Raw genomic sequence first — 15,216 nt, 5'->3', positions numbered from 1 at the left:
TTACCCTTGATTGAAAAAAAGCTTCCGGGTGGGCTGAAATTTATTAAATATCCAAAACAGGATAGGGACAAGCATAGCTGTATAAAAGGAGCAGGAAAAGATTATCCAGAGTGTTGATGGAAAACGGAGTGAATGAAAAGAGACCGAGATGTACAATGCGTAAAGGATGTTGTATATGACGGAAAAGATAAATGTGATGAGAACCTGGGTAGCCAAATGTCCCCGAAACAGTATGTCTCTGAAGGACCAGATAAAAAAACCGAGAGCAACAAAAAATATGGAATTTATTCCAAGGCTTCCTTCCGAAAATAGATCTTTTGAAAAGCCCGTGAGCCAATTTGCAAGGGTGTTTTTTTTCACATCTGTCAGAAAGGAATAAAATACTACGAAAGGAAAGTACAGATCGGGCACTGCCGATCCGAGATTGATCCAATGTATCATAGTTGACTGAAAGAGAGAGATGCAGAATAGGATACAAAAAAATGTAAGCCACCGCATAATGTATTGTATACCAGTATATTCGTTTGTAAAAATCTGTACGATACAGAAAGTAGAGCGACAGTTTCTTCGGTCTACATGAGTCTTAATTCAAAACGACAAGTACGCTCTCAATTCTTGAAATGTTTACCTTGGGCAATACCTTTACCGATTGAAAGAGGTCGCCATCTTTCGTTTTGTTTTCCATTACCGTAGCTATCGGCAGAGATGATGGATAGAATCCGCCAATGTCGGAAGAGACGATATCATCACCGGTTTTTAACTTTGCCCAGCGCGGTACATATTTTAATTTACAAAAAACCGTAGCATCCCCCTCAACAATGACTTGTTCCCGCGTTTGAACAATCCTTCCAGGTATGCGCGACGCGGGATCTGTAATAAGCTGAACAACGCTGTTTCCTCCGCTTACCAAGGTAATTTTTCCAACAAGTGCATTATTTGATACGACTATGTCATCGGGTTTTACACCATGTTTTGAGCCGGCATTGATGATGATGCTTTTTCTCAAATTTGATGTGTCATATCCGATTATGTCTGCCGGTATCAATTTTGTTTTGGTATTTTTATTTTCTGTCTGGAATTTTGATAAGGTGTGTAATTTATTTTGTAATTTGTATATGGTATCCTGCTGTTCTACAACTTTATTTTTGAACTGGGTTACCTGATCTTCCAGTTGTTTCTTCCCGTGCGCATCTTGCCACGCAGAGATGATTTTATCAAAAAAATTACTGGCTGAATTACTGCAGAAACAGGTTGCCCACTGCACTGGTCTGATGGGGGCAACGCAGGTCATTTTGATACGATTTGAAAATTTTGGCGATGAAAATAGCAAGACCAGGGATACTGCTAAAAGGGTACTGATGGTTACAAGGGGATTTTTTATGAGATCGCTGAAACTAGGAGTGGATGTCCTCATCCTGTAAAACAGACTTAAATAAATCAAGGTTTTCGAGGAGATAACCCGTTCCCCTTGCAACGGCTGTCAGTGGGTCATTACCCACTTGTACAGGTAGTCCCGTTTCTTCTGCCAGGAGTTTGTCCATGCCCCTGATCAATGCGCCACCACCCACTAATACCAGACCATTGGTTATTAAATCCGATGCTAACTCCGGGGCTGTATTTTCAAGGGTAGACTTCACGCCGCTTACAATTTTATCGAAGGCCTCTTTTAAGGCTTCTCTGATCTCTACAGAGGTAATAGTCGTTGCCCGGGGTAACCCTGCGATGGCATCACGGCCTCTGACCTCCATGGAAAGTTCTTCTTCCAAAGGATAGGCAGAGCCGATTTCAATCTTTATTTGTTCTGCTGTGCGGTGTCCAATGTCCAGATTATAGGTTTTCCGTATATACTGGACGATGGATTCGTCAAATTCATCTCCTGCAATCCTGAGGCTTTGGTGCGTGAATATATCACCTAGTGAGATGACCGCGACTTCTGTAGTTCCACCGCCGATGTCAACGATCATGCTTGCTACAGGTTCGCCTACCGGTAGGCCTACTCCAATTGCTGCCGCTTTCGGCTCAGAGACAAGGTAAACCTCTCGTGCACCGGCGCGCTCTGCTGAATTGACTACCGCCCGTTTCTCCACAGCCGTAATACCCGATGGAATTGCAATCAATATCCTTGGCCGAACGCCCCACTTGCGTTTATGTACCTTTGTAATAAAATATTTGAGCATTGCCTCGGTGATATCAAAGTCCGCTATGACGCCATTTTTGAGCGGGCGTATAACAGAGATACTGCTTGGCGCCTTTTCCAGCATGGACTTGGCAACGTTTCCTACCGCGTTCCCATTTAACAGAACCTTATTCGTTCCTGGTTTTACCGCAACAACAGACGGTTCCGACAACACAATCCCTTGTCCAGGAATGCAAACAAGCGTGTTCGCCGTACCAAGGTCGATCCCCATGTCCGTTGAGACAAAACCTAATATGAAATCTAATGGGTGCATTCGGAGTATTGTTTTTCTGCTGGGAACTCGATTTTACTGTGCATTTTTCACAAGTATTGTTGTATTTTATAGTTAGTACTAAATCAAATCTAATTATACGGTTATTATTTATAAAATGTCAAGTGGAAATCTCTTAACCCCCTAAAAAGTAAGTTGAAAAAATTTGGAGAAAGAAGCTGGTTAGCTGGTTCCCCTCCTGGAATTTTGGTAACAAATAACCCTGGATTTCAAGATGGCTATGAAAAGTACAATTCCCGTTGCCGCTGTGCAAAGAATTGCAAACCAATCCCCGTAGATGGTATAGAAAGGATTATATTTTTTCACGAATTTTATACAGTTTATGAGCGTGCCACTAATTTCTCTGTATCTTCCCCTGCCGTCTGATAACTTGTCATAAATAGTGCCATCGGGAGCGACAAAGGAAGATATGCCGGTATTGGCTGCGCGTGCCATACAGATGCGGTTCTCGATTGCCCGAAATACCATAATGGCAAGATGCTGGTCAAGCTCGGCGCTATCGCGAAACCAGCCATCATTCGTTATATTTAACATGAAATCTGCCCCGTCTTTTTTAAATTTTCTGATCAAAGATGGCACTGTATCCTCATAGCAGATAGACGAACCAAACGTAAAACTTCCATTTTTGAGGGTATCCAAATGGAATAATGTCCTCTTGTTACCAGAGGTTAAACCAATTTCGTAAGGCACAAGATTCGCCAGGAAAGGGAAATATCTTTTCAGGGGTGTAAATTCTCCGAATGGCACAAGATGAACCTTGTCGTAGCGGTCTAATAAGGTTCCGCCTCTGTTATAATAATAGGCGCTGTTAAAATAAACCTGTTCCTCTCCGGCCAGGGTTAGGGCGATCCCTCCGAAAAGTAAGTTTGTGTTTAAATCCTGTGCTAATTGGGTAGCGGTTAGCTGGGACAGGAAATCGATTTTTCTGCCCGTGAGCTCAGGGTTGATGTTGAGTAATCCGGGCATCATCGTTTCTGGCCATACAAGCAAGTCAATTGCTCTCCCTTTAACACCCTTTGAAAGGTCAGCATATTTCTTTAGGATTTGGATTTGATCTTCTTCGGTAGACTCAAATTTTAAATCCTGGGGTATATTCCCCTGTACCATGCATACGATGGGACCTTCTTCAGGTTCATAGTGATTGAGACAGTACAACCCGTATAACAGGACAGCCGTCAGGAGCGTTAGAGGGAGGGTGCACGTCAGGTTGAAAAAGATACATTTTCGTCCAGGGAGCAAACACTTAGCATATTGTTCTGCAAAATATTCCCTTTTCAATAAATTTTTTATCGACTCTTTTTCCCTTCCTTTGTAAGGGTGGGGGGAGAGGGGGGGGATTTTGCGCCTGTTTATGAGGTAGCAGATTATGAGATCGACAAGAGCCGCGTTGGCCGTGACAATGACAAAGGAGATGCCGTAAACGCCGGTGATATCGGCGACCTGTATTACCGGCAGATACTGAGACTGTGTATGTCCAATAAAAAACCAGGGAAATCCGGAAAGGAGAAATGATCGTATAAATTCAAGCGCTATCCATATTGCGGGTGCAACGATAACGAGTGGATATTTCAATCTAAAGACAATAAATCGGGTACAGAATGCAAAGGTGAGAAAATATGCAGAGCAATACGAACTCAGCAAAATCCAGGCAATAATAGCTATATGGCGTAACCACGAAAGCTGGATAAAGAAGAATACCGCCCCGACAAACAAGGCAGTAAGGCAAATATACCTTTCTTCGGTTACCATAAGGAAGAGCCATGGAATAAAAGCAATCCATGCAAGATACCCCAGGTCAGCAGGTGGAAAAGAAAGGCATAAAAAAAGAATGGTTAGGAGGGAAAGGATGAGGATTTTTACAAAATTTGTTTTGCTCAAGGTTTTGGAAACTGCCAAAGGCATAATTTAACGTAAGGAATTCAAAGTAGGGACACGGTGCACCGTGTCCCTACAGGTTGATATATTTCGCGATAAAAAATTGCCGAAGGCCTAATTTAATCCAGGGGTATAACGTCGACCAGTTGCCCTAAGGCAAGCTTTTCTGCGTCTTCGCGGACGATAAGCAGGCAGTTGGCCCTGGTAGTAGCCAACAGGTCGGCAGAGCCATGCCATTCTACCGGAGAAACCAGACATGCGTTATTATGCATGCGAAGGGATGCGGGGCGGTATTCACGACGCTTTCTCTTAACGAGTATCTCAGTCTCCAAAGATGCCTTTAGCATAGTCCTGTGGATGTCGGAGAATCCCATCATCTTTCGGATGGCCGGGTAAATGAATAATTCAAAGGTAACAAAAGATGCTACCGGGTTTCCCGGTAGGGCAAAGATAAAGGTTTTGTCCTTTCTGCCGAAAATGACAGGTTTCCCGGGTCTTAACGCCACCTTCTCAAAATAGATCTTTGTGTTGAAATCCTTCATTACGTCTCCTACCAGGTCGTATTCCCCCATGGAGACGCCGCCTGAAAGGATCAGTATATCCTTTTGCAAACCCCTGCGCATAATATCTGAAATTTCTTCCTTCGTGTCCTTAACAATACCCAGGATTTCAACCTCTGCCTTTAAACGTCTGGCCTGTGCAGACAGAGAATAACCATTGCTATTCCTGATCTGTGCAGTGGAAGGCTTACATCCCACATCCACCAGCTCATCGCCGGTAGAGATGATGCCTACCGTTGGTGCAGAGAATACCTCTACACGGGATTTTCCCACCATAGCAAGGATGCCAATTTCCTGAGGCCTTATAGGCATACCTTTGTGAAGAACGGTTTGCCCTGCCTGCATGTCCTCGCCGCGCCTTGAGATGTTACTACCTTTGCGAACGGACTTGAGAATTTTTACACGATTATTTGAGATATCTTCTGTTTCCTCAAACTTGACCACGGCATCTGCCCCTTCAGGTACGGCGGCTCCTGTCATAATCTTGGATGCTTGTCCATGTAATACCTTTTTTGTGGGCATGTGACCCGCTGCAATGTCTTCAATAACGGCTAGTTCCAAGGGAGCGGCAGTAGTGTCTTCCGCAACGATAGCGTAGCCATCCATTGCCGAGCGGTCAAAGGGAGGCATATCGATATCGGATTGCACATCCTGGGCTAAGCAGAACCCCAGGGTATTTTCAAAGGGTACTGTTCTGGATGGCAGTGGTTCGACGGTATCCGCAACAATCTTTATCGCTGTATCAACTGAAATCATAGTTTTTCTATGTTAAATGAATGGTAACGATATGTCAAGTATTGTTACTCAAAAGACAGACACCCTTTCTTTTGAAAAATACTTGACAGAAAGAAACCGAATGTATATAAGGACTTAACTCTTATCAAGATGTTTTTGTAACAAAAGGAGCCCATAGTGAGTTGTTTTTCAATCAAAAAGGCAATCTGCTGGTTAAGCATATCAAGTTTCCTTTATGTCTGTGGTTGCGCCGCGCTAAAAATTAAAGAGGGCATCTTTTTCCCTCGGCACGAAGGATATACTGTAGGCATACCTGGAAATGGATGGGAACCGGTTATGGCAGATAAAGTGGATATAGCCTTATGGCATAAACAATATAAAGCCATGATTGCCATCATCTCCAGTAAAATAGAAAATAAAGGGTTTTCTCTGGAAATGCTCAAGAGACATCTTCTTATTGGAATGACAGCCAAGAAAATCGTATCGGAGGACTCTGTGCTTGTAGATAATCAAAGTGCGCTACATACCATTTTAGAGGGTAAAATGGACAATAACAAATTAAAGATCAACTCCTATGTCATCAAGGTGGGAGATAAGGTTTACGATCTGGTGTACTGGGCTCCGGCAGATTCATTTGATTCTGTGAAGGGTGATTTTGAGAATATGGTAAGGACTTTTAGATTTACAAAAAATAATTCCTTGTGAACATAGGTTTTGTGGAAATATTAAACGATACTTAGAGAAGCGGTTACTTATTATTAAGGGACAGTAAGAATAACCTATGAATATTTTATTATCCATCGATGTTGCAGCTAAAAAGTTTATCCTCTCGGTGGGTCAGGTGACCTTGTTGGCGATCAAGGGATTTGTGGGGATTTTTGTACCCCCGTTCAACCTGAAGCTGGTACTCCGGGAAATAGACAACTTCGGGGCAGGATCGCTGCTGTTGGTTGATCTCATTGCCCTGTTTACAGGGATGGTGATGGCTTTGCAGACGATTTATGGATTAAGTATGTACGGTGCCGAGATATATGTCGGCAGTGTAGTTGCCTTATCCCTTGTCAGGGAGTTGGGTCCTGTCATGGCGTCAATCATGGTAGGCGCAAGGGTGGGGTCCGGTATTGCGGCAGAGATTGGCGCCATGCAGGTAACGGAACAGATCGATGCCATGCGTGCCCTGGGGGCAAGCCCTGTGAAAAAACTGATGACCCCCAAGATACTCGCCGCAATGATTACATTACCATTGCTTACAGTTACGGCAGATATCGTTGGGATATTTGGGGGTATGATTATTGCGCTGTTTGAGCTTGAGATAGATCGTACTTTCTATATCGATTCCGTTTTAACAACGATTACGATCTCTGATTTATTGAGTGGCATTGGGAAGACGGTGTTTTTTGGGTTTCTTATTGCTGTGCTTGGTTGTTATTTTGGCCTGCAAACTACCGGAGGCACAACGGGTGTCGGCCGTTCTACGACCATTACCGTCGTGACCATATCGATCCTGATCCTGATTTCTGATTTTTTCCTGACAAAATTGTTTCTGATTCTGTTCTAGCAATGTAATCATAAGACCAATGAAAAAACTTTGATACCGCAGATTTAATGTCTAAGGTAATTATCGAATTTAAAAATGTCCACAAATCCTTTAATGGACTTCCGGTCCATAATGGGATAAACTTGTCCATCCTGGAGGGCGAAATTATGTCCCTCCTTGGTGGGAGTGGTTCTGGAAAGAGTGTACTCCTGAAAGAATTAATTGGGCTTATGAAGCCTGATAAAGGCGACATTATGGTCTTTGGTAAAAATGTGACCAAAATGGGGGAAGACGAACTGATTCAGTTGCGGGAACATGTGGGGATGTTGTTTCAGGGGGCGGCCCTCTTTGACTCACTCACGGTGTTTGAAAATATCGCTTATCCGCTCCGGGAGCACCTTCAACTTACCGAGGGAGAAATACGAGTACGGGTAGCTGAAAAATTACAGCTCGTGGGATTAGGCGGTATTGAAAACAAGATGCCGGCAGAATTGAGCGGTGGGATGAAGAAGCGGGTCGGACTGGCAAGGGCGATTGCTACAGAACCTGATATTATCTTGTACGACGAACCCACGACAGGACTAGATCCGATGACAGCACAACGCATTAATGAGTTGATTATTGAATTGCAGAAGAAGTTGGGGGTTACCACAATTGTTGTGACGCATGACCTGCACTGTGTGAAAACCGTTTCCAACAGGATTGCCATGCTTCATGAGGGAAAGATTATTATCGTTGGGACATGGAAGGAACTTGCAACCTCCAAGATACCGATTGTGAAAGATTTTATCAGTGGCACTATCTGTGAGTAAAGGGGCTTCGTATGACAAAAGAACAATTTGCTGAATTGCGGGCAGGGATCTTTACCCTGATAACTTTGGCAGGCTTTGGCGCCATGGTCTTTATTCTCGGTTCTCAAAAAGGATATTTTGCGCCTCAGATTACAGTAAAAACGAAGTTTCTGAATGTATACGGATTGAAGCCAGGTGCCCCGGTACGATTTATGGGTGTGGGAATAGGACAGGTAAAGAACGTTGTTTTGCCCAATGAATTGCCTTGTAAAGGGATTGAAGTGTTACTAAAGGTGGATAAATCGGTTCAGAAAAATATAACCCGTGATTCCTTTGCTACTATTAAGTGGTTGAGCTATGTGACGGGGGATTCTTATGTGGAAATTATGTCTGGTGCATGCCTTGAGCCTGTGGTGGAGGATGGCGATTCAATAAAAAGTATAGAGCCGATCAATTATACCGCTGCACTTGAGAACTCTCTCAGCACCGTTGAATCCTTTTCAAAAATTTTTAAAAAGCTTGAGGAGGGCGGTTTTGCAGAATCATTAAACAAAATCTCTGCGTCACTCAATGAAAGTATTAATGCCTTCCAAAAAGGCGACGGATTACTCTATTCCCTTATGTACGACCCGAAAGGCAAACAACTCATGGAAAAACTGGTTAAGACTACCGGGTCTCTGCATGAGATTACCGGAAAGATTGCCGATGGGGAAGGTACTGTGGGTGCCCTGATAGCGGATCCGACCCTGTACGAAAATCTAAAAATACTTTTGGGTGGTGCAGAACGTAGCTTTATCCTGCGCAAGTTGATTCGAAAGAGCATTGAAAAGGGAAAAGAAGAGAAATGAAGAATTATAACCGTATAACTGCTTAGGGGGGGCCATAAGAGATGGCTTGTTTTTGCTTTTTTTATCAGATTGGGATAGCTAGGGACACGGCGCTCCATGTCCCTACGGATTTACTTATGGCAATACCTATTTTCGCCTTCTGATAAAAACGTGAATTTCTCCATCTTCCTCTTTGATTTCCAGGAGTTCGTTTCCTGTAGTATTGCACCAGGAAACAATGTCCTTCTTGATACCTTCGTCTGTGGCAATGACCTCAAGCACCTTCCCTATTTCAACATTCCTGATTTTGCTGGAAGTTTTAAAGATGGGCATAGGGCACATGAGCCCATAACAATCCAGTGTTTCATCTGCCTGCATGAAAAATTCCTACTTTAAATTTTGATTTACGTTATAGAGAGTTGCTCAATTTTTTTCACGAATAAACCGATCTTTTTTGAAACAATTTCTTATGGAATCGAATTTAATGCCCATGATGTTCATCGTGTGCATGTTCCTTCTTCTTTTCAAGTCCTTTACCAGTCGTCTTCTTGAGATAATCATCGATGGCTGCCTCAATAGCCTCTTCGGCAAGTACGGAACAATGCATCTTGGCCGGGGGCAGCCCATCCAATGCCTCTGCCACTGCCTTGTTGGTAAGTTGTAAGGCCTCGTCCAGGGTCTTTCCCTTAATCATTTCTGTGGAAATACTACTGGTTGCTATGGCAGCGCCGCAACCGAAGGTCTTGAATTTCACATCGACAATTACGTTATCCTTGACCTTGATGGACATCTTCATAATGTCGCCACAGGCTGGATTTCCAACCTCCCCCACACCATCAGCATCAGGGAACTCTCCTACATTGCGGGGATTTGCAAAATGATCCATTACCTTTGCGCTATATTGCATATTAGAACTCCTAATCTCAAAATATTTCCTTTAAAACTATTTTCAAACCTTTCAGAGAGGGTGATTCAAGAATACCGGTGTTCCTATAGGTATCATAAAGCTGGTAGGTGTTATCTTTCAGGACATAGACCTCTATTTCTTCCTCTTTTGGAAGTACTATCCAATATTCTTTAACGCCAAAGCTCGCATAGAGTCTCTTTTTTTGCACCATATCCCTGTAAACACTATTTTCTGAAATTATTTCTATTGCAAGATCGGGTGCACCCTGTATATTTTTTTCGCCTATAATACCCAATCTATCCTGAGAGATGAACAGTATATCGGGCTGCACTACGTTTTCATTGTCAAGGTAAACATCGCATGGCGCATCAAACACCTCACCAAGATTATTTTCTGTAATAAACTTTCTCAACATAAATTCAAGTTTCCCGGAGATTTGTTGGTGCTTTGGAATCGGTGAGGGGGTCATAAGTAATTCTCCATTGATAAGTTCATACCTCTTATCATCGGGGGTTTTCAGATAATCCTCATAGGTATATTTTTTCTTTTCTATAATGACCGTCACCATGATAGACCTCCTGATCTTTTTTACCTCACATCACTTTGGTAAAATATAAGATATTGTAAAGACTTTACTTCCCTTTCGTATATAACGGGGACATTTGCCTTAACCGTTCAACGATGGAAGGCAGCTTTTCCAGGACGTATTTGACATCATCCCCGGAATTATCAATTCCTAAGCTGAAAAGTACCGTTCCCTGTGCAAGTGCAGCGTCTACGCCCGTGGCCATGATGACGTGAGACGCCTTGAGCGACCGGGAGGTACATGCAGATCCGCTGGAAATAGCTATTCCCTGCATATCCAGGAATAATAAAACCGATTCACCTTCTATATATTCTAAACACAAACTGAGGTTCCCCGGCAGGCGATTCATCGGGTGTCCATTGATATGCACATGATTAATATTTTTTACTATGCCATCTCTTAGCTGGTTTCTCAAGTTCTGAACCTTATCCATGCGCTGGGTCATTTCTGTCTTTGCCAGTTCAGAGGCCTTTCCCATACCCACAATGCCAATAATATTTTCCGTTCCTGCCCTGCGGCCACCTTCCTGCACACCACCCTCCATGAAAGGGAGTATTCTTACTCCTTCCCTTAAATAAAGCGCCCCAACCCCCGGCGGGCCGTAAAATTGATTGGCAGACATGCTCAGGACATCAATATTTGCTTCTCTGACATCAATGGGTATGTTTCCTGCTGCGGCAACGGCATCAGTATGGAAAATGACACCCTTTTCCTTTGTGATTACCCCGATTTCTTTCATTGGTTCAATCGTTCCAATCTCTCCGTTAGCATACATTATGGACACCATTGTTGTAGTGGTTTTCATTGCCTTTTTAACATCGTCGGGATTTATCATCCCATATTTATCAACAGGCAGATAGGTAACTTCGTATCCTGATTTTTCTAATGATTTTAAGGGATTAAGCACGGAAAAATGTTCAATCTGTGAGGTGATAACATGATTTCCCCTCTTTTTGTGGGCAGCGAGTATGCCCTTCAGGGCAAAATTGTTGGCCTCCGTACCACTCGATGTAAATGTGATTTCATTCGGTTTTGCGTTAATAAGATTGGCTACTTGTCCCCGTCCTGTTTGTATGGCATCATTCGTAATTCTTCCAAATTGATGCAGGTTCGAGGGATTGCCAAAACCCTCCTTTAAAAACGGCATCATAGCCTCTACTACCTTCGGGTGCATGGGTGTACCCGAAGCATTGTCCATATATATTTTTGTCATGAAATATTTTCCTGCATAGAGTGAAAAAATGAATTCTGAAAAGTTGAAAATTTTCTATATTATTATATCATCTTCTTCTTTTAATCCAACCATTTAATAATGTCATTGTGGCACAATTCCTGGTCTTCAGTTTGCCAGTAATATGGCTATTCCTTGCAAATCAATGATGTCTCTTTCCTGGCGTCAATTTTGCAAAGGCATTTGATGCTCTTTTCCGGCAAATAAATGCCGTTCTGCCCTGAATCAAAAAGATATTTTCCAAAGGATATTATTGGGCGCTGGATCAAGGGGAATATGCTACCGATGTGATGTTCAAGGATCGGCAAAGCCTGGTTGAGATCTACTCTGAACTGGTAGAACATGCCTTGGTGAACTTCGATGCCTCTGATGTCATGGCCTTTTGGGGAGAAAGTTCACAGATAACTTTCAAGGCGAGATTATAACGGATACAAAGAAGAGGCCACAAGGTGTTCGCATTAAACACCGCATGATCTTTAAATTGGCTGAAAGAACACTTGCCAAACCACTGACACAAGTTTGGAATCCGTAATGGTTTTATCAGTGGTAACCAGCGACACGGTTTGAGCAAACTCTCCCACTCCTTTTTATTTCTTTTCCACCGTAATTGCCCCTAACGGGCAGCACTTTTCAAATCCTGGCGGGATATCCCAGTCTGCCGCCTTCTCGGCAATAATCTTTGCCTTGTCCTCGACCACATCCATAACTCCATGTGATTTCTCAACACAAATTCCACAACCAACACACTGCTTTTGATCCACGCTCACATGAATGTTGTCACTGCCTTTTTTCAGACTTGCCTGATCAAGGTATTGGATCTGTTCCTGGTCAGAAATTTCTCCTCCCTGTGTCGGAGAATGTTTTTTTACCTGTTGCCGACCTGCCCGATCATAACGGAATATCGACCTCCCGCATCGATCACAGGTATGTAATTCCTGCAGCTTTTCAAGATAATCCATTACCGTCTGTACTACGGTAGCATGGCTCCACGTCAACGGAGAAACGGAAATAGGTTCTCCGGTATATGGATTTATCTGTTCTGCCAGCACGCCGGAGGGCAATGCGCGGGACACGGCCCAGCGTAGATAATTTACCACACGTTCGAGATCTTCAACAGACTTTGCCGTTGATGCATAGTATTGTGCTAACCACATGGTACAGATTATCCATGGATTTCCCGGAATCGTGTCATCATTTCCGACACGTTGATATTGGTCATATTCATACCGTGCAATTCCTCCTATCTTGGTCTTGATCCATAAGACCTCTTCGATTGCTCCCATCGTATTTTGTATCTTGATATCATTGGAATCATATACACCGAAAGCGAACATCCCATACAAACTGGCATCAATTGTTGCATCGATCTCATATTCCCCGTCTTCCTTTGGATAGATCATGCGCAAAAATCTCTTATGTTTCTCGCTGTAAAGATGTTGATCGATTGCCTTTTTAATCTGTGTTGCAGTCTGTCTGTATAACGTCGCCTTTTCAGTGTGATAAAATATATCAGAAAGGTTTGCGGCAGCCATGAGTCCGCCATATACGGTGGCTGTTGTAAAGGAGAGGATACCACGCCGTTCTTCCCACAGGTCATAGGAGGGAAGTGGCAGCCCCGTCTGTTCATCTCGATAACTCACAAGAAAGTCCGCTGCTTTTTCAATAAAGGAGTGATAGAGGGGGCGTATTTCATCAATCTTTCTGTACAGGTTATAGTATTGCCATAGTACCCAGAGAAGCAAGGCTGTTTCGTCTTCCTGAATCGGCACATGTATCTCCTCACCCTTTACCCATGGATGCCAGGAACTGCCAAAAGAGCCGTCAGGATTGTATTTGTGCAATAAAAAACCATTCTCCACCATAACGCTTGCACAGAAATTGTATGGTGTAATAACGTTTGCGCAAAAGTTAAAAAAATTCCGGCATGCGTTGGTGTATCCCGCCTTCATCAGTGCATGGGATACCAGCGCGCCGTCTCTTGGCCACATATAACTATAGGTGTCCTTTGCATATTGTCGGATGTCTGAGTCATTTGCGGCGATAATAGCGCCACCGCTATCAATCTGTGTCATGAGGATCAGCAGACTCCTCTTAAAAAGATCAACGACGTCAGTTGGCAGGTTTCCAAAGTTAAATTCCTCTTTATTTACCCAATGGCGCCAGTAACTTGCCGTCCTGTCAATTATCTTTTGTGGTTTTTCGCTTAAAATAATGTCATTCAGGGCATCAACCTCACCGTAATTCCTGCCGGCAGTGATCCAGTAATACACAACAGATTCTCCGAGAGACGGAATTTTCAACGGAATACCGATTGTTGAATCCACAGACCCCTGCGCTATGGGGTTCCTTTCCAGAATGCCATCCTCGGCATCACGCCATGTTCCCTCTGCGCCCCGATGTCTCTTGATTCCCGTTGCATATTCCCTTACGCCCCAGACGTCTCCGGCAGAACAGTTCACCAAAAAATAGCGCGGACCTTTGTAATGGATGAGGCAATTTAGCTTTGCATCATAAAATACCGTGTCGCCAATCTCGTTCTCCATTACACTCAGGTCTTGATGGAAGAAAAGACGGACATCTCTTTCTTTATCTTTTAGATTCCGAACGGTCACCTTGCGCATATAGATATTCTTCTCAAAATCAACAACATCGTTGGAGGCAAGCTGAAGACCCAGATTTTCATGAAACGCCCGTACGTTAGTTACGAGGGTTTCTTTTTGGTATCCCAGGGAAAGCTTCCAATCGCGTGCATTGATCCACGAATACCCTTCACGGGTCCACACACCAAATCTGCTTGGATTTCCCAGCGCGTGATTTTCCTTTCCCACACGTGGGTAATAGAGATCTCGAATGGTGTAGTCCGCATCAAATGCAACCAATAATGAACCGTTGCCAACGGGAATATCTCTAGGCATTATTGTCTTTCTTCAGATAATGTATATTTTCCAATATGATTATTCCGTTTTCCAGCCTTCTTCACCGATTAAAGGTACAAAGGCGCATTCCAAGATGGCTCGGCTTTCTACCCCGTTTTTCGTTTTCAGAACCTGATATAATACCTGATTGTAAGGATCGCCAATGGGTATTACCAATCGCCCGCCGATTTCAAGCTGATCTAATAAACACTCTGGGACATGAGGCGCACAGGCCGTGACAATGATCCCATGAAATGGCGCCTTCTCTGTCAATCCCAGGCTCCCGTCTCCCACGATTACGTCTATATTATCATATTCCATTTGTTTTAAAATAGTTTTTGCTCTTGACGCAAGTGTTACATGCCGCTCTATTGTGTAAATATGGCTTGCCAATTTGCTCAGTATTGCAGCTTGATATCCTGAACCTGTCCCTATTTCCAATACCTTCTCTTTTCCTTTTAATTCAAGGCATTGTGTCATAATAGCTACCATATAGGGTTGTGAGATCGTCTGCCCTTCTCCTATGGGCAAAGGGCAATCATCATACGCAGCGTGCCGGTATGATTCTGGCACAAAAAGATGTCTGGGCACTTCCGACATCACCTTTAGCACGCGCTCGTCCTGAATACCACGGCTTACGAGCTGGTACTGCACCATCTGAAACCTTTGTGCTGCATATATCTCAATGTTTTGTGAAGTATCCAAAGTGTACCGTTCTAAAACATTATTTGTCAATATGACGGATGCGATACCTGTAGGGCTCGACAACACAAAAAGTTGTCTT

Annotated in this window: 16 protein-coding genes; 4 read left to right on the top strand and 12 right to left on the bottom strand. The window is 43.4% G+C overall.

Translation table 11 applies throughout. The annotated features are described in order from the left end of the window. The 5 genes from mreD to BROSI_RS06455 all read right to left on the bottom strand — a co-directional run bounded on the left by mreD (nt 1) and on the right by BROSI_RS06455 (nt 5,659). Nucleotides 1-498, bottom strand: a complete 498-nt coding sequence (mreD, locus tag BROSI_RS21270; protein WP_082059077.1) for a rod shape-determining protein MreD — start codon at nt 496-498, stop codon at nt 1-3. 85 nt (nt 499-583) lie between these two features. After that, nucleotides 584-1,414, bottom strand: coding sequence for a rod shape-determining protein MreC (mreC, locus tag BROSI_RS06470; protein WP_162183225.1), 831 nt, complete (start codon nt 1,412-1,414; stop codon nt 584-586). After that, nucleotides 1,395-2,450: a rod shape-determining protein gene (gene mreB, locus BROSI_RS06465; protein WP_052562937.1), complete on the bottom strand. Its 1,056-nt coding sequence runs from the start codon at nt 2,448-2,450 to the stop codon at nt 1,395-1,397. Before mreB ends, mreC begins: the two co-directional genes overlap by 20 nt. A 180-nt stretch (nt 2,451-2,630) precedes the next feature. Beyond that, nucleotides 2,631-4,370, bottom strand: a complete 1,740-nt coding sequence (gene lnt, locus BROSI_RS06460) for an apolipoprotein N-acyltransferase (RefSeq protein WP_052562936.1) — start codon at nt 4,368-4,370, stop codon at nt 2,631-2,633. Between the two features lie 92 nt (nt 4,371-4,462). After that, nucleotides 4,463-5,659, bottom strand: coding sequence for a molybdopterin molybdotransferase MoeA (locus BROSI_RS06455; RefSeq protein ID WP_052562935.1), 1,197 nt, complete (start codon nt 5,657-5,659; stop codon nt 4,463-4,465). Nucleotides 5,660-5,815: 156 nt separating this feature from the next. On the opposite strand from BROSI_RS06455, the gene BROSI_RS06450 reads away from it, so the two are divergent. The 4 genes from BROSI_RS06450 to BROSI_RS06435 all read left to right on the top strand — a co-directional run bounded on the left by BROSI_RS06450 (nt 5,816) and on the right by BROSI_RS06435 (nt 8,814). After that, on the top strand, nt 5,816-6,343 hold the full coding sequence (locus BROSI_RS06450) for a hypothetical protein (protein WP_052562934.1): 528 nt from the start codon (nt 5,816-5,818) through the stop codon (nt 6,341-6,343). Between the two features lie 76 nt (nt 6,344-6,419). After that, entirely contained in the window at nt 6,420-7,196 is a 777-nt protein-coding gene (locus BROSI_RS06445; protein ID WP_052562933.1) for an MlaE family ABC transporter permease, read from the top strand. Between the two features lie 47 nt (nt 7,197-7,243). After that, nucleotides 7,244-7,987 (top strand): ABC transporter ATP-binding protein, encoded by a 744-nt coding sequence (locus BROSI_RS06440; protein ID WP_052562932.1) that lies wholly within the window; start codon nt 7,244-7,246, stop codon nt 7,985-7,987. Nucleotides 7,988-7,998: 11 nt separating this feature from the next. Then, entirely contained in the window at nt 7,999-8,814 is an 816-nt protein-coding gene (locus tag BROSI_RS06435; protein WP_052562931.1) for an MlaD family protein, read from the top strand. 126 nt (nt 8,815-8,940) lie between these two features. Here the strand turns inward: BROSI_RS06435 and BROSI_RS06430 are convergent, their stop codons facing one another. From BROSI_RS06430 to BROSI_RS06400, 7 genes are all read right to left on the bottom strand, one after another. Further along, entirely contained in the window at nt 8,941-9,171 is a 231-nt protein-coding gene (locus tag BROSI_RS06430) for a sulfurtransferase TusA family protein (protein ID WP_052562930.1), read from the bottom strand. 103 nt (nt 9,172-9,274) lie between these two features. Beyond that, the gene (nifU, locus tag BROSI_RS06425; RefSeq protein WP_052562929.1) at nt 9,275-9,700 is read right to left on the bottom strand and encodes a Fe-S cluster assembly scaffold protein NifU; all 426 of its coding nucleotides are present in this window, start codon (nt 9,698-9,700) and stop codon (nt 9,275-9,277) included. A gap of 16 nt (nt 9,701-9,716) precedes the next feature. Continuing rightward, on the bottom strand, nt 9,717-10,268 hold the full coding sequence (locus BROSI_RS06420) for a Uma2 family endonuclease (protein WP_052562928.1): 552 nt from the start codon (nt 10,266-10,268) through the stop codon (nt 9,717-9,719). Nucleotides 10,269-10,332: 64 nt separating this feature from the next. Further along, nucleotides 10,333-11,499, bottom strand: coding sequence for a cysteine desulfurase family protein (locus BROSI_RS06415; RefSeq protein WP_052562927.1), 1,167 nt, complete (start codon nt 11,497-11,499; stop codon nt 10,333-10,335). A 340-nt stretch (nt 11,500-11,839) separates the two neighbouring features. Continuing rightward, the gene (locus BROSI_RS19780; RefSeq protein WP_157842411.1) at nt 11,840-12,088 is read right to left on the bottom strand and encodes a hypothetical protein; all 249 of its coding nucleotides are present in this window, start codon (nt 12,086-12,088) and stop codon (nt 11,840-11,842) included. 16 nt (nt 12,089-12,104) lie between these two features. Then, a complete protein-coding gene (locus BROSI_RS06405; protein ID WP_052562925.1) occupies nt 12,105-14,432 on the bottom strand; it encodes a glycoside hydrolase family 15 protein in 2,328 nt (775 codons plus the stop codon). Nucleotides 14,433-14,471: 39 nt separating this feature from the next. Continuing rightward, nucleotides 14,472-15,137, bottom strand: coding sequence for a protein-L-isoaspartate(D-aspartate) O-methyltransferase (locus BROSI_RS06400; RefSeq protein ID WP_200891706.1), 666 nt, complete (start codon nt 15,135-15,137; stop codon nt 14,472-14,474). Nucleotides 15,138-15,216 lie beyond the last annotated feature (79 nt).

The organism is Candidatus Brocadia sinica JPN1, assembly GCF_000949635.1.
Classification (GTDB): Bacteria; Planctomycetota; Brocadiia; order Brocadiales; family Brocadiaceae; genus Brocadia; species Brocadia sinica.
Note: the sequence above shows the minus strand (reverse complement) of the source record. Positions and strands in the feature narration are given on the sequence as shown.